This window comes from Cellulomonas chitinilytica, assembly GCF_016862675.1.
Classification (GTDB): domain Bacteria; phylum Actinomycetota; class Actinomycetes; order Actinomycetales; family Cellulomonadaceae; genus Cellulomonas; species Cellulomonas chitinilytica.
Window position 1 is genome coordinate 246,860 of sequence record NZ_BONK01000002.1, and the last position, 17,120, is coordinate 263,979.

Here is a 17,120-nt window from a genome sequence, read left to right on the forward strand (position 1 = left end):
ATGCCCGGAGCCTAGCGAGGTCGACCGCTCATTCAGCGCTCACCGCGAGCAGCACCGGCAGGCGCGCCGCCCGGATCGCGGGCCACACCGCCGCCAGCACGCCGACGACCACCGCGAGCGCCAGCATCACCAGCAGGCTCCCCCACGGCACGGCGAGCGTCCGCAGCCCCCGGTCGGCGAACACCGTCGGGAGCGTCGCCGCGAGCGCGACCCCCACCACGAGCCCGACGGCCGTGCCGAACACCGCGGTGAGCACCGACTCCACGGTGATGGTCGAGCCGAGCTGGACGCGGCCCAGCCCCACCGCCCGGAGCAGCCCGATCTCGCGCGTGCGCTCGATGACCGACAGCGCGAGCGTGTTGACGATGCCGAGCACGGCGATCACGACCGAGAGCCCGAGCAGCGCGTAGAGGATCACGAGCACCCGGTCCACCTGCTCGGCGAGGTCGGAGACGAACTGCTCGGGGTCCATCACGGTGACGACCACGTACGGCAGGACCGTCGTGGTGAGCTCGCCGCGCAGCTCCTCGAGGTCGGTGCCCGGCACCGCGGTGACGAACACCGTCGTGACCTGCTGCTGGTCGGCGGGCACGAGCTCGTCGAGCACCGCCTGCGGCGCGACGAGCGGCACGCCGAACGCGGGCGAGTCGATCACCGCACCGATGCGCACGGACCGCGGCTCCCCCGTGCCGGTGAGCGTGAGCTCGTCGCCGACCCGCCAGCCCTCGTCGCGGGCCGTGGTCCTCTGCACGGCGACGTCGCCGCGCGCGAGCGCGTCCCGGAACGACCCCTGCACCTCGGTGGTCCGGACGCTGCGCCCGATGGCCTCGGGGTCGACGCCGGTGACGGTGAACGAGCCGTCGTCGCCCTGCGCGACCCGGACGGCGGCGGTCGCGAACGCGTCGGCCGCACGCACGTCCGGCAGCGCACGCACGTCCGCGACGGCCTGTGCCGGGACCGTCCCGGCGGGTGCGACGCGCAGGATGAAGTCGGTGCTGGCCTCGCGCGTGACGATGGCACGCGTCGACGCCTGCGCGGTCGCGGCGATGACCGCCGACGCGCCGACGAGCGCCATGCCGATCATCAGGGCACCGGCCGTGTTGGCGGTCCGCCGGGGGTGGCGCACGACGTTGCCGCGCGCGAGCCTCCCGACGGGGCGCAGCACGAGCAGCGGGGCGCCGAGCGCGGTGAGGGCGCCGCGCGCGACGACGGGCGCGACACCGAGGACGCCGAGCACGACCGCGCACGCGCCGAGGCCGAGCATCCGGTCCGCGCCGTCCGCCTCCGGTCGCAGCAGCGCGCGGGAGATCGCGGCCGCCCCGACGAGGAGCAGCGTCGCCCCGACGAGCGCCCGGCGCACGAGCGACCGCTCGGGCAGCGTGACCTCGTCGCGCAGGGCGTCGACCGGCGGGACGAGGGCCGCCCGCCGCGCCGGCACGGCGGCGGCCGCGACGCTCACCAGCGTGCCGAGCAGCACCGAGACGACCACCGTGAACGCGTCGAGCGGCACCCGCCCGGTGAGGTCCATGCCGAACGACGCCATCACCCGGCGCAGCAGCACCACGAGGCCGAGCCCGCCGGCGACGCCGAGCACGGCACCGACGACGCCGACGAGGGCGGCCTGCAGCACGATCGACCCGAACACCTGCAGCGGGGAGGCACCGACGGCGCGCAGCAGCGCGAGCTCGCGCGTGCGCTGCCGGACCCACATGGCGAACGTGTTCGCGATGATGAACGCCCCGACGAACAGCGACACGCCCGCGAACACCAGCAGGAACGTCGTGACGAACCCGAGCACCTCCTCGATGCTCTCGGTCGCCTCCGCGCGCATCTCGTCGCCGGTGATCGCGACGGCGGGCGGCGCACCGGGAGTCGCGTCCTGGCGCAGCACGGGTCCGAGCCGGTCGGCGAGCTGCTGCTCGGTGACCCCCGGTTCGGCGTTCACGGCGATCGACACGGCCGTCCCGTCCGGCGCGAACGCCGCCTCGGCCGTCGCTCGGTCGACGAACACCACGGTGGCACCGGCGAGCGCGGCACCGATCTCGGCCACGCCGACGACCCGCACGGGCCGCAGCTCACCACCGACGACGAGCGTGGTGTCGTCCCCGACGGCGAGGCCGGACGCGTCGAGCGTCGTCTGCTCGACCACGACCTCGCCGGGGCCGCGCGGCGGGTGGCCCGCGACGAGGCGCACCGCCCGGTCCCGCGAGTCGTAGGCGAACGCGAAGCTCGGCGCCTGGGTGCTCTGCACGGCCGTCCCGTCGGCGCCGACGAGCACGACGGGCCCCTGCAGGTCGGGCAGCGCGGCGGCGACACCGTCGACCTGCTCGATGGGCCCGACCAGCGACAGCGGGACGCGGTTGTGCGTGCCGGCTCCCGGTCCCGCGGCCCCACCGGCGTCGTCGGCACCTCGCACGTACGCGTCGCCGAGCGTCGTCGTCGCGATGATGTCCGCGAACGTGGACCCGAGCATCGTGCGCAGGGCGAACGTGCCCGCGACGAACGCCACGCCGAGCGCCACCGCGAGCACGGAGAGGCAGAACCGGACGAGGTGCGCCCGGATCGCCCGCACCGCGACGCGGTTCACCGTCCGGCCGCCCCGAGCTGCTCGAGCACGGTCGCCGGCGTGGGGTCCCGCAGCTCCCCGACGAGCCGGCCGTCGGCGAGGAACAGCACGCGGTGCGCGAACCCGGCGGACGTCGGGTCGTGGGTGACCATCACGACGGACTGGCCGAGCTCGTCGACGCTGCGGCGCAGGAAGCCGAGGACCTCCGCCGACGAGGCGGAGTCCAGGTTTCCGGTCGGCTCGTCCGCGAACACCACGGCGGGCCGGGCGATGAGGGCCCGCGCGCACGCGACCCGCTGCTGCTGCCCGCCGGACAGCTCGCTCGGCTTGTGGTCGAGCCGGTCACCGAGACCGAGCGTGCGGACGACGAGGTCGAGGTGCTGCCGGTCGACGGGCCGGCGCGCGATGTCGAGCGGGAGCGTGATGTTCTCCAGCGCCGTGAGCGTCGGCACGAGGTTGTACGACTGGAACACGAACCCGACCCGGGTGCGCCGCAGGTGCGTGAGGCGCCGCTCGGACCACCGGCTGACCTCGGCGCCGTCGACCACGACCGAGCCGGACGTGGGCCGGTCGAGCCCGGCCAGGCAGTGCATGAACGTCGACTTGCCGGAGCCGGACGGCCCCATCACGGCGGTGAGCTCCCCACGGACGAGGTCGACGTCGATCCCGTCGAGCGCGCGCACGGCCGTGGGACCTTCCCCGTAGACCTTCACCAGGTCGTTCGCCGACGCGATCACGTCACTCATCCGACCCCCCAGCGGTGTGAGCTTCCTTGTGTCGATGGTGCCCCGTACAGGCCTCTCGCGCCGAGTGTGCGAGACTTGACCCACCTGAGGGCAGCGCGAGCTGCGCGCCCCGCGTCGTGGAGATCCCCCAGCACTCGTTCTGGTTGCTCTGGCGGCGGACCCCGACCGACTCTCCCCGAGAGGCTTCACCTGTGACTTCCTTCGCCGATCTCGGCGTGCCCGCTCCCCTCGTCTCCACGCTGGCGGACCAGGGCATCAGCGCTCCTTTCCCCATCCAGACCGCCACGCTCCCCGACTCGCTGGCCGGCCGTGACGTGCTCGGCCGCGGCCGCACGGGCTCCGGCAAGACCATCGCGTTCGCCCTGCCGCTCGTCGCCCGCCTCGCGGCCGAGCGTCGTGCCAAGGTCGCCCGTCGGCCGCGTGCCCTCGTCCTCGCCCCGACGCGTGAGCTCGCCTCGCAGATCGACGCGACCGTCGCCCCGCTCGCCAAGGCCATGGGCCTGAACACCACCGTCATCTTCGGCGGCGTCTCGCAGGGCAAGCAGACGTCCGCGCTCAACGGCGGCATCGACATCGTCATCGCCTGCCCGGGCCGCCTCGAGGACCTGCTCAACCAGAAGGCGCTCACGCTCGACGGCATCGAGGTCACGGTCCTCGACGAGGCCGACCACATGGCCGACCTCGGCTTCCTGCCGGGCGTCAAGCGGATCATGGACAAGACGCCGCGGGTCGGTCAGCGGATGCTGTTCTCCGCGACGCTCGACAACGGCGTGGACCAGCTCGTCAAGCGGTACCTGACCTCGCCCGTCGAGCACTCCGTCGACAGCGCGCAGTCGCCCGTCGCCGCGATGACGCACCACCTGTTCGAGGTGCGGGACGCCGAGACGAAGAAGGCGATCATCCACCACCTCGCGTCGGGCACCGGCCGTCGCGTGCTGTTCATGCGGACCAAGCACCAGGCCAAGAAGCTCGCCAAGCAGCTGACGGTCGACGGCATCCCCGCGGTCGACCTGCACGGCAACCTCGGCCAGGGTGCGCGCGAGCGCAACCTCGAGGCGTTCTCGTCGGGCGCCGTGAAGGTGCTCGTCGCGACCGACATCGCCGCCCGCGGGATCCACGTGGACGACGTCGAGCTCGTCGTGCACGTCGACCCGCCCGCCGAGCACAAGGCCTACCTGCACCGTTCGGGCCGCACCGCCCGCGCCGGCTCCGGCGGCGACGTGGTCACGCTCGTCCTGCCCGAGCAGCGCGGCGACGTCCGCGCGCTCACGCGGGCCGCGAAGATCACCGCGCAGCCGCAGCACGTCAACCCGGGCGACGCCGTGCTGACCCGGCTCGTCCCGGACGTCGCGCCGCACGTACCGTACGTCGCCGCGCCCGTCCAGGCGCCGTCCGGCCGGTCGTCCGGCGGCGGTGGCCGGACCCGCTCCGGCGGTGGCGCCCGGCAGGGTGCGTCCACGTCGACATCGTCGAGCAGCCGTGCCGGCTCGCAGGGCCGTGCGCCGGGTCAGCAGTTCCGGACCGCTCCCGCCGCGACCGGCGGCTCCACCGACGGCGGCCCGTCCCGGCGCCGGCGCGGCGGCCGGGGTCGCGGGCGCGGCGGTGTCGGCGGCGGTGTCGGCGGGGCCCAGGGCCCGCGCGGCTGAACCACCCGCACCTGACGACGAGGGGACCGTGGCCGACCGGCTGCGGTCCCCTCGTCGCGTCCCGGGCGTCGCACCCTGGCGCATCCGCCGCGCCGGCCGCATGATGTGACGCAACAGCCCACCCGCCCCCGGGAGCGCCCATGTCGACCGCTCTGACCTGCACCGCGACACCCGGCCCGGCCCTCCGATGGCCCTGATCTCCCGCGGGTTCCGCGGCAAGCGCGAGGCGGACCCGCGGCTTCCTCCGGGCCAGTACCTGGAACGCGGCTTCCCGGTGCTCTCCGCGGGCCCGACCCCGCGCGCCGACCTGTCCACGTGGACGTTCTCGATCGGCGGCGCCGACGGGCCGCGCGCGACCTGGTCGTGGGCCGAGCTCACCGCGCTGCCCGCCGACGACGTCGTCAAGGACATCCACTGCGTCACGAAGTGGACGAAGCTCGACACGTCGTGGCGTGGGGTGTCGCTGGACCGCCTGCTCGACGCGGTCGTGGTCGCCGACGACGAGCAGTACGCGCTCGCGCACTGCGACGGCGGCTACACCACGAACGTCCCGCTCGCCGACCTGCGCGGCGGCCAGGCGTGGATCGCCTACGAGTACGACGGCGCACCGCTCCCGCCGGAGCACGGCGGCCCCGCCCGGCTGCTGGTCCCGCACCTGTACTTCTGGAAGTCCGCGAAGTGGGTGCGCCGCATCGACCTCCTCACGGACGACGAGTGGGGCTTCTGGGAGAAGCTCGGCTACCACCAGTACGGGGACCCGTGGAAGGAGCAGCGGTATTGGGGGGACTGACCGGTGACGCCCCGCTCGCGCCCGACGGCGCACCCGCCGTCGAGGACGACGCCGCCGACCTCACCGACGACACCCCGTACGCGCTGCCGTGGCGGGTCGGCACCGTCGTCGAGCGCCGCCGCGAGACGCCGACGGCCCTGACGCTCGTGCTCGACGTCCCGGGCTGGCGCGGCGCACTCGCCGGCCAGCACGTCGACGTGCGGCTGACGGCCGAGGACGGGTACTCGACGCAGCGGTCCTACTCGCTCGCGTCGTCCGGCACCATGGGCCTGCCGACGGGGATGCCCGACGACGACCGCATCGCGCTCACCGTGCAGGTGGTGGACGACGGCGAGGTGTCCCCCTACCTGACCGAGGACGTCGTGGTCGGCGACCAGCTCGAGCTGCGCGGGCCCGTCGGCCACTGGTTCGTGTGGCACCCCACCGACCCGCATCCCGTGCAGCTCGTCGCCGGCGGGTCCGGCCTGGTGCCGCTCATGTCGATGGTCCGGACCCGGGCGCGGGCCCGCAGCGTCGCACCGTTCCGGCTGCTCGTCTCCGCCCGCACGCCGACCGACGCGATCTACGACGACGAGCTCGCCGCCGCCGGTCCCGGGGTCGACGTGACCCGGGTGTGGACCCGGCGTGCCCCGGTGGGCTGGGACGGCCCGGTGGGGCGCGTCGACGCCGCGCGGCTCGAGGCGGCGTGCTTCCCGCCCGACGAGCGCGCCCACGTGTTCGTGTGCGGGCCGACCCCGTTCGTCGAGACCGTCGCCGACCTGCTCGTCGACCTGGGGCACGACCCCGACCGCATCAAGACGGAACGGTTCGGACCGACCGGCCCCTGAGACCGCGGCGGCCGGGCGCCCCTGTGCCAGACTCCGCCGCATGGCCGCCCGCTACGCACCCGAGGACCACCTGGCCGACCGGACTCTGCTCGTCGCCGCCGCCTACGTGGTGCTGCGCCGCGACGACGCCGTCCTGCTGCACCTGCGGCAGGGCACCGGCTACCGCGACGGCCACTGGGCCGTGCTCGCCGGGCACGTCGAGCCCGCGGAGTCCGTGCACGAGGCCGCCGTGCGGGAGGCCGCCGAGGAGGCGGGCATCGCGGTGGCGCCCGAGGACCTGCACCCGCTCACCGTGCTGCACCGGTTCGAGCGGCACGGACCCGCCGTGGAGCAGCGGGTCGACGTGTTCTTCGAGGTCAGGCGCTGGACGGGCGACCCGTCCGTCCGCGAGCAGGCCAAGGCCGCGGACATGCGCTGGTTCCCGCTCGACGACCTGCCGGACCCCGTCGTGCCGCACGAGCGCCTCGTGCTCGACGCCCTCGCGGCGGGCCGGGCGCTCCCCGCCGTCATCTCGCTGCCGACCTGACGCGCGCCCTCGTCGGTCCGGGCGGACGTCAGCCGGTGTTCTGCACCCCGGCGGCGACGCCGTTCACGGTGAGGAGCAGGAGGCGGCGCAGGTCGTCCGCCTGCTCGACGGCGTCACCGGTCCGCAGCCCCCGCAGGGCCCGCAGCTGCAGCAGCGACAGCGCGTCGACGTACGGCGAGCGCAGCTGGACGGCGCGGCCCAGGATGCGGCGACGCGACAGGATCGCGTCGCTGTCCGTGATCGCCAGGACCGAGCGGCGCGTGAGGGTCATCTCGGACATCACCTGCTCGGCCAGGTCGGGCCGGTCGCCGAGCGCCAGGTAGCGGGCGGCGATGCGCTCGTCCGTCTTGGCCAGCGACATCTCGACGTTGTCGATCATCGTCGTGAACAGCGGCCACTGGGCGTACGCGGCGCGCAGCTCGTCGAGGTCGCCGATCGCGTCGAGCGCCGTGCCCAGGCCGTACCAGCCGGCCAGGTTGATGCGGGCCTGCGACCACGAGAAGACCCACGGGATCGCCCGCAGGTCGTCGAGCGACGAGACGGACAGACCGCGCCGGGCGGGCCGGGAGCCGATCGGCAGGAGGCCGACCTCCTCGAGCGGGGTGACCTCGGCGAACCACTGCGGGAACCCGTCGGCGCGCACGAGCTCGTGGAACCGCGTCCGGGAGATGTCGTCGAGCTTCGCCGCCAGGGCCGCGAACCGCTCCGTCGCCTCGGCGTTGCGCTTCTCGATCGACGGCGTGCCCGCGAGCAGCGTCGCGGCGACGACCTGCTCGATGTGCCGCGCGGCGATCACGGGGTCGCCGTACCGGGCGAAGATGACCTCGCCCTGCTCGGTGAGCTTGAACCGGCCGTCGACCGACCCGGGAGGCTGCGCGAGCACGGCCCGGTTGGCGGGGCCGCCGCCGCGGCCCAGCGCGCCGCCACGGCCGTGGAACAGGGTGAGCGCGATGCCGTGCCGCTCGGCCCACTCGGTGATCCGGCGCTGCGCCGTGTCGAGCGCGAGGGTCGCGGACACCGGGCCGACGTCCTTGGACGAGTCGGAGTAGCCGAGCATCACCTCGACGCGGCGGCCGTTCTCGGCCAGGCGGCGCTGCACCTGCGGGATCGCGAGGGCACCCTCGAGGATGTCGACGCTGGCCTCGAGGTCCGCGAACGTCTCGAACAGCGGGATCGCGTCGATGACGGGAACCTCGTCGGCGCCCTCGAACGCGTACTCCGCGAGCCGGTAGACGGCCGCGAGGTGCTCCGCGGACTGCGTGAACGACACGATGTACCGGCGCGCGGCGAGCACACCGAACCGGCGCTGCACGTTGCCGATCGCCCGGAACGTGTCGAGCACCTCGAGCGTCCGCTGCTCGAGCGCACCCTCGACGCCGTGGGCCTCCAGGTCGGCGAGCGCGGCGGCGTGCACCTGCGAGTGCTGCCGCACCTCGAGCTCGGCGAGGTGGAACCCGAACGTCGTGACCTGCCAGACGAGACGCTGCAGGTCGCCGTACGCGGGACGGCTGGCCCCGGCCGCCGCGAGCGAGCGCTGCACGACGAGCAGGTCCGACTCCAGGTCCTGCGCCGACGCGTAGGCCAGGTCGGAGTGCCGCTCACGCGTCGCGGCGACCCGCTCGGCGACGACCAGCAGCACGCGGCGGTGCGGCTCGCCCGGGGCCTCCCCCGCGATCCGTGCCGTCACGGCCTCGGACATGATCCGCTGGCGCTGCCACAGGGCGAGGAGCTCGCCCGACGGGGGCGTGCTCTCCGACTCGAGCGTCAAGGTGTCGGCGGTGCGGCGGGTCGCGACCTCGAGCGAGCGCAGCGCGCGCTCCGACGCGAGCGCGGCCGCCTCGCGCGTCACCTCGGCGGTGACGTTCGGGTTGCCGTCGCGGTCGCCGCCGATCCAGGTGCCGACGCGGGCGAACGGCCGCACGGCGGGCGCCGTGGTGCCCGCGGCGTCGCCCAGCAGCCAGTCGTCCAGACGGCGGTAGACCTCCGGGAACACCTCCGACAGCGTCGAGTCGAAGACGTTGAGGACCGTGCGGACCTCGTCGAGCACCGTCGGCTTGGCCTGGCGCAGCGGCGCCGTCCGCCACAGGGTGTCGATCTCCGCGAGGAGCCGCCGGTCGTTCTCGACGAGCGACATGCCGCCGATGCTGCGCACGTCCCGCTCCGCGACCAGCTCGGCGATGCGGCGGATCGCCGACGATACCGCGCGCCGCCGTGCCTCCGTGGGGTGCGCGGTGAACACCGGGCGGAACTCGAGGGCCTGCAGCCGGCGCAGGGTCTCCTCGCGGCCGAGCTCGGCGGTGGCCTGCGCGACGGCGGCGGGCAGCGAGTCGTCGGGCGCGAGCGTGCGAGGCTCCAGGCTGGCCTCCCGCTCGCGCAGGACGCGCACGCGGTGGTACTCCTCGGCCGTGTTGGCGAGGTGGAAGTAGCAGGTGAACGCGCGCGCGACCTGCTCGGCGCGCGCCAGGGAGAACGTCGCGACGAGCTGCTCGGCGCGCTCGAGCGCGCCGCCGTCGGGCTCGTCGTGCGCGTCGATGGCGAGCTCGCGGAGCCGCTCGACGTCGGCCAGGAGCTCGTCGCCCCCGGCTTCACGGAGCACGCGGCCGAGGAACTCGCCGAGGACCCTGACGTCGTTGCGCAGGGGGTCGGGGACCTCGTGGTGGGCGAGGCCTCGCCGGACGTCACGCGGGGGCAGCGGTGCGGTCACGGGGTCAAAATAGGCCACGTTCGTTTCGGGAGGTCACATGGTCCAGGCGATGGGCACCGTGACGAACGTCTCCCCGCGCCCTTGGCAGTGTCGGTGGCCGCCCGCAGGATGGGTGCGTCCGATGTGTCGAGCGACGTCGAGCAAGGAGGCCAGACCGTGACCACGCGTCTCAACCCGTACCTCGGGTTCCGCGACAACGCCAAGCAGGCCCTGGAGTTCTACCAGGGCGTCTTCGGTGGTGAGCTCAACCTGAGCTCGTTCGGGGACTTCCACGCGAGCGAGGACCCCGCCGAGGTCGACAAGATCATGCACGGCCAGCTCGAGACGCCCAGCGGCTACACGCTCATGGGCGCCGACACCCCGAACCAGATGCCGTACAACCCGGGCGACAACTACTCGGTCTCGCTGTCCGGCGACGACGAGGGCGAGCTGCGCGGGTACTGGGACAAGCTCGTCGACGGGGGCACCGTGACCGTGCCGCTCGAGAAGGCGCCCTGGGGCGACACGTTCGGCATGCTCACCGACAAGTTCGGGGTGGCGTGGCTCGTGAACATCGCGGGCGACCAGCCGACCGCCTGACGCGGCCCCCCCGGGACGGCCACCGGTGCCGGCGCGCTGCACGAGCGTGCCGGCACCTGGCGGTCGGTCGGCCGCTCGTCTCAGAGCGGCAGGAAGGGCGGGAGGTACGGTCCGTCGTCCGGGCGGTCGAGCGGCTGGTTCTGGAGGGCGGGCCGGAGCTCGGCGTACGCGGCACGCGGCGAGATCTGCCTGGCCGACGCGCGAGCGGCGACCTCACCGCTGAGCACCGCCGCGGAGAACGACGTCCCTTCCCACCTCGCCCAGCCCTCGAAGTCCGCCGACGCGGCGCCGGGCGCGGTGCCGTGACCCGTGAAGTACGTGCTGGTGACGCCCTCGCCCGCGACGAGGACGTCGATCCACTCGGCGTCCTGCGGTGTGAACGGGGACAGCTTGAAGGTCCCGGCGCCGGACCCCGGCATCGCGGAGCCGACCGCGACCACGTCGTCCAGCGCCGCGGGCCAGGACGGGACGCGGTGCTCGTCGCCGAGGCCGAGCCTCGGGTCGCCGTGGTTGCCGGCGCACGCGATGACGAGGACGTCCTGCGGCAGGCGGTCGACCGCCGTCGAGAGCGCCAGCGGCGGCTTGTTGTCAGCCGTGTAGCAGACGAGGGAGAGGTTGAGGATCTGGATCCCGGTCCTGCCGAGCTCCACGATCGCGGTCGCGACGTCCCAGGACTTCGCGTTCCCCTTGTCGTCGAGCACGCCGCGCACGCGGACGGTCGCGCCCGGGGCGCGGTCCAGGATGAGCCCGGCGACGAACGTGGCGTGCCCGGCCGCGAACGGCAGGGCGTCCGTCGCCGCCGGGACGGCGAGCACGTCTCGCGGCGAGTTCCCGCGGTAGCCCCCCGCCAGGTCGGGGTGGGCGAACAGGGCGGTGTCCAGGATCCCGACCGACATGCCGTCCCCGGCCGTCCCGAGCCGCCAGGAGGCCGGGCGCTTCGCCCGGGTCGGCGGCTCGCCGCCGCCGTGCGACACCGACCCGCCGCCACCGCTCACGGAGCCGACGAGCCGGTTCTTGCCCAGGGTGGGCACCCAGCCGGCGTACCGACCCTCGAACGAGGCGCGCACGCTGGTCAGCACGTCGTCGTCGTTCGCCGCCAGGCCGTGCCGCCGCCGCTTCGCCCAGGCCTGGTAGCCCGGGTGGTCCGGCGGCACGGGCGGCAGCGAGGCGACCAGGTGGTCGGCGTCCCGCGGTGCGAGCTGGAGCAGCGCGAGCCCCAGGTCGACGCTCGTGCGCTCGTCCGGCACCTCGCACCGCACCTCGTGCCGCGCCAGGAGGCGCTGGACCAGACGGAGGTGCTCGAGCGCGACGATGGCCTCGATCGGGTCGTTCTCGGTCCCTGGTCCGTCGTGCGACACGTCCATCGTGACCCCCCCGGCAGCGCTGCCCTTGTCGGCCACTATCGCAGCCACTCATACCGGGACGAAAGGGATATCTCGTTTGTCGTTGACGGCCGGACCGGGACTCGCGACGCTCGAAGGAGCGACGGACGAAGGGGGTGCCGTGACGGAGCTCGACGTGCGGGCCCAGGACGCGATGCGGCTGGCAGCCAGCGACCCGGGGGCCGCCGCCCCGCTGGCAGCCGAGGTGTCGCGCGCCGCCAGGCACGAGCGCCGGTGGGACGTCGTCTGCGTCGCGGAACGCGCGCTCGGTGTCGCGGCGATGCAGCAGTCGAGGTTCGAGGACGCGCTCCGGCACCTGCGGGCGGCCGTCGTCGCGGGCGAGCGGGCCGCGGACCGCACCGTGACGGGTGAGGCACGCATGAGCCTCGCGTCGGCGCTGATGCTGAGCGGTCGGCCGCAGCGGTCGTTCCGGGAGATCGACCAGGCGCTCGTCGAGCTCGACGGCCTCCCCGCGGCGCGCGCCCGGACGCAGCGGGCCGCGATCTACCAGGACCTCGGGCGTCTCGACGAGGCCCTCGAGGACCTGCGGCGCGCGCTGCCGGTCCTGCGCGCCGCGCACGACGCCCAGTGGGCGACACGCGCGCTCTCGAACCGCGGGCTCCTGCACGCGACCCGTCGTGAGTTCGCGGCCGCCCGCCGGGACCTGCGAGCCGCCGGGGAGCTGTGCGACGAGCACGGGCTGCGCGTCCCGGCGGCGTTCGTCGAGCACAACCTCGCCTGGGTGGACTCGCAGGCCGGCGACGTGCCGTCGGCGCTGCAGCACATGGCCGCCGCGACGCGCATGTTCACCGAGCTGGGCCTGTCGCCGGGCTCGCTGCTGACGGACCACGCGGAGCTGCTGCTGTCCGTCCGGCTCGTCGCCGAGGCCCGGTCCGTGGCCGAGGACGCCGTGGCCGCCGACGAGCGCGACGGGCGCCGCAACCACCTGCCGGAGTCGCGGCTGCTGCTGTCGACGATCGCGCTCGTGCAGGGCGACACCGGCGCCGCCCTGCGCTCCGCGGAAGCCGCCTCGCGGGAGTTCGCCCGGCTGCGGCGCCGCGAGTGGGCCGCGCTCGCCGACTTCTCCCGGGTGCAGGCGCTGGCCGCCGCGGACGGACCGGTGACACCGGCGCGGTGCCGTCGCGCCGCCGACGCCCTGTCGGAGGCGGGCTGGACGGTGCCCGCGCTCGAGGCGCGGCTGCTGGCCGGCCGGCTCGCGCTCCGCCGCGGCCGGGCCGCCGACGCGCGGCGCGACTTCGCGATGGCCGGGCGCGCACGGCACCTCGGTCCGGCCGACGCCCGGGCGCGCGCCTGGCTCGGCGAGGCCATGCTGCGCGAGGCCGACGGCCGGCGTGGTGGCGCGGTGTCCGCCTTGCGCGCAGGCATCCGGGTGCTCGAGGACCACCGGGCCACGATCGGCGCGACGGAGCTGCGTGCCCACGTCTCGATCAACCGTGGCGCCATCGCCCGGATGGGGATGCAGCTCGCCGTCGAGGACCACGACGCACGCGCGTCGCTGTGGTGGGCGGAGTGCGCCAAGGCGACCGCCGCCCCCGCGCGCGACGCCCGGCCACCGACCGACGCCGCGCTGGCGGACCTGCTCGCCGACCTGCGCGGCGTGATGGACTCGGTCGACGAACGGCGCAGCTCCCAGCAGCCGACGGGCGCGCTCGTCGCCCGGCAGGTGGCGCTCGAGCGGGAGATCCGCGACCACTGCCGGCGGCACCCGGGCAGCAGCGCGCGCAGCGTCCTGCCGCCCGACGTGGCGACCCTGGCGGACGCGCTCGGCGACGCGGCGCTGATCGAGTTCGTGGAGCTCGCCGACGAGCTCCTCGCCGTGACCGTGGTCGGGGGCCGCGCGAGGCTGCACCGTCTCGGCCCGACGGCGCACGTCGCCGCGCTCGTCGAGCAGATCCCGTTCGCGCTGCGCCGGCTGGCCCGCGACCGCGGCGGCGACGGGAACGGTGCCGAGCACCACCGCACCGGCGCCCGCAACGGCGCCGCGAGCGTCGTGGCGGCCGCCGGCCTGCTCGCGCAGGCCTGCGCCGCGCTCGGCGAGGCGCTCCTGCGCCCGGTGCTCACGGCCGTCGCCGACCGGCCGCTCGTCGTGGTCCCGACGGGGTCGCTGCACTCCGTCCCGTGGTCGCTGCTGCCGGCCTGCACCGGCCGTGCGGTCAGCGTGAGCCCGTCCGCGACGCTCTGGCACGTCGCGTCCGGGTCGACGAGCCCGGCGGGCCGGACCGTCGTCGTCGCCGGCCCCGGGCTGCCCGGGGCCCGGGCGGAGGCGGAGGTCGTGGCCGGTCTGCACGAGTCCCCCGTCGTCCTCGTCGGCGACGAGGCGACGGCACGGAACGTGTCGCACGCGATGGACGGAGCCGCGCTCGTGCACCTGGCGGCCCACGGCCGGGTCAGGTCGGACAACCCGCAGTTCTCGTCGCTGGCGCTCGCCGACGGGCCGTTCACGGTGTACGACCTCGAGCGGCTCGACCGCGCGCCGCACCAGGTCGTGCTCGCCGCGTGCGACACCGGGAGGTCCGCGCTGGTCGCCGGCGGCGAGATCCTCGGGTTCACCTCGGCGCTCCTGGCCGGGGGCACGGCCACGCTCGTCGCGCCCGTCGTGCCCGTGCCGGACATCGCGACCGTCGACCTGATGCGGGCGTACCACCGCGGGCTCGCGGCGGGTCACCCACCGGCCCACGCGCTCGCCGCCGCGCAGGAGGCGATGGGTCGGCGGGACCACGCCTCGCTCGCGGCGGCGGCGGGGTTCGTCCAGCTCGGGTACGGCGGGCAGCCGCACGCCACGGCGCCCGGGGTATCACCGGTGCCCGCTCGGCGCTCCTCCGTTCATGACACGCTGCTGACCATCCCTGGGGGCGCCAGGACTTGACGCGACCGTCGTCGGGTGGAAGGTAAGGGTGTCGGGCCCGCCGGGCACGACGGCGGACCACGACGACGAGCGACGGGTGACGCACATGACGCAGCCACGGTGGTCCGACGACGACCAGCTGCTGGCGGACGTGCAGCGAGCGCTCGCCGCGGCGGCGGTCGACGACCACGTGCTCGAGTCGGGCAAGGCCGCGTTCGCCTGGCGCACCGTCGACTCGGAGCTCGCCGAGCTCACCTACGACTCCCTGCTCGACGACGGCGCCGCCGTACGGGGCGGGACGTCCGAGAGCGGGACGGTCGAGATGCGCAGCCTCGCGTTCGAGGCGGGATCCGTCACGGTGGAGCTCGACGTCAGCCCGACCCGGATCGTCGGCCAGCTCGTCCCCGGACGGCAGGGCGTGATCGTCCTGCAGGCGCCGACCGGTGAGGTCGGGCGCGTGGCGTCGGACGAGTCCGGCTACTTCGCGATCGCGGCACCCGCCGAGCCGCTGGTCCGCGTGCGGTGCACGACCGATCTGGGGTCGGTCGTCACGGACTGGGTGCGACTCTGACGTCGGCGCCCTCGCCGATCGCACCGGCGATCGCCGGGTGCTCGCGGAGCCTGCGCAGCGCACGGCTGCGCGTCGGCCCGATGCTGCCCACCGGGATGCCGAGGCGGCGTCCGATCTCCACGTAGCTCAGCGGCGGGTCGTGGAGCAGCAGCAGGAGCAGCTCGCGGTGCGCCGACGGCAGGTCCGCGAACGCCCGGAGCAGCATCTCGTGGCGGTCCGCCTCGGTGAGGCCGTCGACGACCTCGGTGTCGACGGGCACGACGTCGGGGTCCTCCCGCTCGGCGGTCGCGTCGAGCGGGTCGAACGGCTGGGAGCGCCGGCGCAGCCGGAGGGTCCGGAGGCACTCGTGCCGGACGGTCGTGACGATCCAGCCCGGCAGCGCCTCGGGTTCCCGGATGTCCGCCAGGTGCTCCACGAGCCGCAGCCACAGGGTCTGGACGACGTCCTCGACGTCGGCGCGGGCGAGGCGGAAGCGGTGCGCGACGGACAGCACCAGGGGGCTGAACCGTTCCACGAGGCCGTTCCACGCGACCTGGTCCCCCTCGGCGGCGCGACGCACGAGGTCGGCCACGCTGGAACCGTCGAGGTCCATGACCTTCCTCCGTGCCGCTCGCGTCGCAGGACACCGGGCCACCGACGTGCGGTGTGGTGACGACGTTACGCCTCGGGGCGCGAGCGGCGCGCGTGTCATGACCTGGACGGCGACCTCCCGACCGACGCGCACAGCGCCTGCTCGGTGAGCGCGTCGGCCGCCGCGACGACCGCGTCCGTCGACTCGGTGGGGGTGAACACCTCGACGCTGCGCCGGCCCGCCGCGTCCGAGAAGCTCCGGCTCTTGTAGCCCGGGATCGACCCGTAGTGCCCCCAGAACGTGCCGCACGGGGTCGTGAACGACATGAGCCCGAGCCCGTACGACGCGTCCGGCACGACCTGGCCGGTGCTCGCCGAGACCGTCGTGCGCATCTGCGCCAGCAGCGCCGGCGGCAGCAGCCACCCCGCCTGCAGGGCTGTCGTGAACCGCGCGAGCTCGTCGACGGTCGACACCATCGCCCCCGCGGCCCCTGCCCACGTCGCGTCGTCGCGGCCGCTGAGGTCGAGGTACCCGTCGCCGGTGTCGGCGGGCGTCACGTACCCGTGCGCGTACCGTCCCCGGAACGCCTCCGAGGTCTGCAGGTAGGTGTGCCGCAGGTGCAGGGGCCGCGCGATCCGGCGGTCCACCAGGTCGCCCACCGTCTGGCCGGTGGCCCGTTCGAGGACCATGCCCAGCAGCACGTAGTCGGTGTTCGAGTACGCCCAGCCGGTGCCCGGCGCGAACGTCGGCGGGTGCGCGGTCGCGTACCCGACGAGGTCCGCGGGCGTGAACGTGTGCTCGACGCGCTCGGCCTCGGCGAACACGATCGCGAGCAGGTCCTCGTCCTGCGCGTAGTCGAACACACCGCCCGTGTGGTCGAGCAGCATCCGGAGGGTGATCCCGGCGCCGCCGGGGACGACCCCGGGCAGCCACCGCTCGACGCTGTCGTCGAGCGACAGCCGGCCTTCCGCGACGAGCTGCAGCACCACGGTCGCGACGAACATCTTGGTGTTGCTGCCGACCCGGAACTCGTCGTCCGGGGACAGCGGTCGCCACGGCGAGAGGCGTCCGGCGCCGACGGCGAACCGGGTCACGCGGCGCCCGTCGTCGACCCGGACGATCACACCTGTGGCACCCGCGGCGACGACCTGGCGGGCTGCCGCCCGCAGCGCCGCGTCGGCGGCGGGCCACCCGGGTGCGACGGGATGCGTCGCCGGGGTGACCCGTTCGGGGACGGCCGCCGCGGCCGGGCCCTGGGCCAGACCGACGGCGAGCGCGAGGACGGCCGACGCGGCGACGCAGCGCACGGCGAGTCGGCGATGACGAGCGGCTGTGGTGGTCATGCG

The 17,120-nt window shown here is 74.9% G+C and carries 13 protein-coding genes; 7 read left to right on the forward strand and 6 right to left on the reverse strand.

Going from position 1 to position 17,120, the window contains the following annotated elements; translation table 11 throughout:
* Window positions 1-28 precede the first annotated feature (28 nt).
* Both Cch01nite_RS03660 and Cch01nite_RS03665 read right to left on the reverse strand, forming a co-directional pair.
* Window positions 29-2,587, reverse strand: a complete 2,559-nt coding sequence (locus Cch01nite_RS03660) for an ABC transporter permease (RefSeq protein ID WP_203748688.1) — start codon at window positions 2,585-2,587, stop codon at window positions 29-31.
* Complete coding sequence (locus Cch01nite_RS03665; protein ID WP_203748690.1) at window positions 2,584-3,312, reverse strand: ABC transporter ATP-binding protein; 729 nt, start codon at window positions 3,310-3,312, stop codon at window positions 2,584-2,586. The genes Cch01nite_RS03660 and Cch01nite_RS03665 overlap by 4 nt, the downstream gene beginning before the upstream one ends.
* A 191-nt stretch (window positions 3,313-3,503) precedes the next feature.
* On the opposite strand from Cch01nite_RS03665, the gene Cch01nite_RS03670 reads away from it, so the two are divergent.
* From Cch01nite_RS03670 to Cch01nite_RS03685, 4 genes are all read left to right on the forward strand, one after another.
* Window positions 3,504-4,958, forward strand: a complete 1,455-nt coding sequence (locus Cch01nite_RS03670) for a DEAD/DEAH box helicase (protein ID WP_203748692.1) — start codon at window positions 3,504-3,506, stop codon at window positions 4,956-4,958.
* 187 nt (window positions 4,959-5,145) lie between these two features.
* The gene (locus Cch01nite_RS03675; protein WP_203748695.1) at window positions 5,146-5,748 is read left to right on the forward strand and encodes a sulfite oxidase-like oxidoreductase; all 603 of its coding nucleotides are present in this window, start codon (window positions 5,146-5,148) and stop codon (window positions 5,746-5,748) included.
* Window positions 5,745-6,575 (forward strand): ferredoxin reductase, encoded by an 831-nt coding sequence (locus Cch01nite_RS03680; RefSeq protein WP_373309765.1) that lies wholly within the window; start codon window positions 5,745-5,747, stop codon window positions 6,573-6,575. Before Cch01nite_RS03675 ends, Cch01nite_RS03680 begins: the two co-directional genes overlap by 4 nt.
* A 40-nt stretch (window positions 6,576-6,615) precedes the next feature.
* Window positions 6,616-7,101 (forward strand): NUDIX domain-containing protein, encoded by a 486-nt coding sequence (locus tag Cch01nite_RS03685; RefSeq protein WP_203748701.1) that lies wholly within the window; start codon window positions 6,616-6,618, stop codon window positions 7,099-7,101.
* Window positions 7,102-7,129: 28 nt separating this feature from the next.
* On the opposite strand, the gene Cch01nite_RS03690 is transcribed toward Cch01nite_RS03685, so the two are convergent.
* Entirely contained in the window at window positions 7,130-9,823 is a 2,694-nt protein-coding gene (locus Cch01nite_RS03690) for a phosphoenolpyruvate carboxylase (RefSeq protein WP_203748704.1), read from the reverse strand.
* 138 nt (window positions 9,824-9,961) lie between these two features.
* On the opposite strand from Cch01nite_RS03690, the gene Cch01nite_RS03695 reads away from it, so the two are divergent.
* Window positions 9,962-10,384 (forward strand): VOC family protein, encoded by a 423-nt coding sequence (locus Cch01nite_RS03695; RefSeq protein ID WP_203748707.1) that lies wholly within the window; start codon window positions 9,962-9,964, stop codon window positions 10,382-10,384.
* 80 nt (window positions 10,385-10,464) lie between these two features.
* On the opposite strand, the gene Cch01nite_RS03700 is transcribed toward Cch01nite_RS03695, so the two are convergent.
* On the reverse strand, window positions 10,465-11,748 hold the full coding sequence (locus Cch01nite_RS03700) for a S8 family peptidase (RefSeq protein ID WP_203748710.1): 1,284 nt from the start codon (window positions 11,746-11,748) through the stop codon (window positions 10,465-10,467).
* Window positions 11,749-11,887: 139 nt separating this feature from the next.
* Here Cch01nite_RS03700 and Cch01nite_RS03705 point away from each other — a divergent pair, with 139 nt between their 5' ends.
* Both Cch01nite_RS03705 and Cch01nite_RS03710 read left to right on the forward strand, forming a co-directional pair.
* On the forward strand, window positions 11,888-14,653 hold the full coding sequence (locus Cch01nite_RS03705; RefSeq protein ID WP_203748713.1) for a CHAT domain-containing protein: 2,766 nt from the start codon (window positions 11,888-11,890) through the stop codon (window positions 14,651-14,653).
* 85 nt (window positions 14,654-14,738) lie between these two features.
* Window positions 14,739-15,203, forward strand: a complete 465-nt coding sequence (locus Cch01nite_RS03710) for a hypothetical protein (RefSeq protein ID WP_203748714.1) — start codon at window positions 14,739-14,741, stop codon at window positions 15,201-15,203.
* Here the strand turns inward: Cch01nite_RS03710 and Cch01nite_RS03715 are convergent.
* Both Cch01nite_RS03715 and Cch01nite_RS03720 read right to left on the reverse strand, forming a co-directional pair.
* Window positions 15,181-15,795, reverse strand: coding sequence for an RNA polymerase sigma factor (locus tag Cch01nite_RS03715; protein WP_203748717.1), 615 nt, complete (start codon window positions 15,793-15,795; stop codon window positions 15,181-15,183). The two genes, Cch01nite_RS03710 and Cch01nite_RS03715, sit on opposite strands and share 23 nt — an antisense overlap.
* A 95-nt stretch (window positions 15,796-15,890) precedes the next feature.
* Window positions 15,891-17,117 carry a serine hydrolase domain-containing protein gene (locus Cch01nite_RS03720; protein WP_203748720.1) on the reverse strand — a complete coding sequence of 409 codons (1,227 nt, stop codon included), beginning with the start codon at window positions 17,115-17,117 and terminating at the stop codon, window positions 15,891-15,893.
* Between the last annotated feature and the right edge of the window lie 3 nt (window positions 17,118-17,120).

Bases quoted from the DNA above. Each gene is read 5' to 3' on its own strand.
- Cch01nite_RS03720 (WP_203748720.1), bottom strand. From the start codon at position 17,117: ATGACCACCACAGCCGCTCGTCATCGCCGACTCGCCGTGCGCTGCGTC.
- Cch01nite_RS03715 (WP_203748717.1), bottom strand. From the start codon at position 15,795: ATGGACCTCGACGGTTCCAGCGTGGCCGACCTCGTGCGTCGCGCCGCC.
- Cch01nite_RS03685 (WP_203748701.1), top strand. From the start codon at position 6,616: ATGGCCGCCCGCTACGCACCCGAGGACCACCTGGCCGACCGGACTCTG.
- Cch01nite_RS03700 (WP_203748710.1), bottom strand. From the start codon at position 11,748: ATGGACGTGTCGCACGACGGACCAGGGACCGAGAACGACCCGATCGAG.
- Cch01nite_RS03675 (WP_203748695.1), top strand. From the start codon at position 5,146: ATGGCCCTGATCTCCCGCGGGTTCCGCGGCAAGCGCGAGGCGGACCCG.
- Cch01nite_RS03665 (WP_203748690.1), bottom strand. From the start codon at position 3,312: ATGAGTGACGTGATCGCGTCGGCGAACGACCTGGTGAAGGTCTACGGG.
- Cch01nite_RS03710 (WP_203748714.1), top strand. From the start codon at position 14,739: ATGACGCAGCCACGGTGGTCCGACGACGACCAGCTGCTGGCGGACGTG.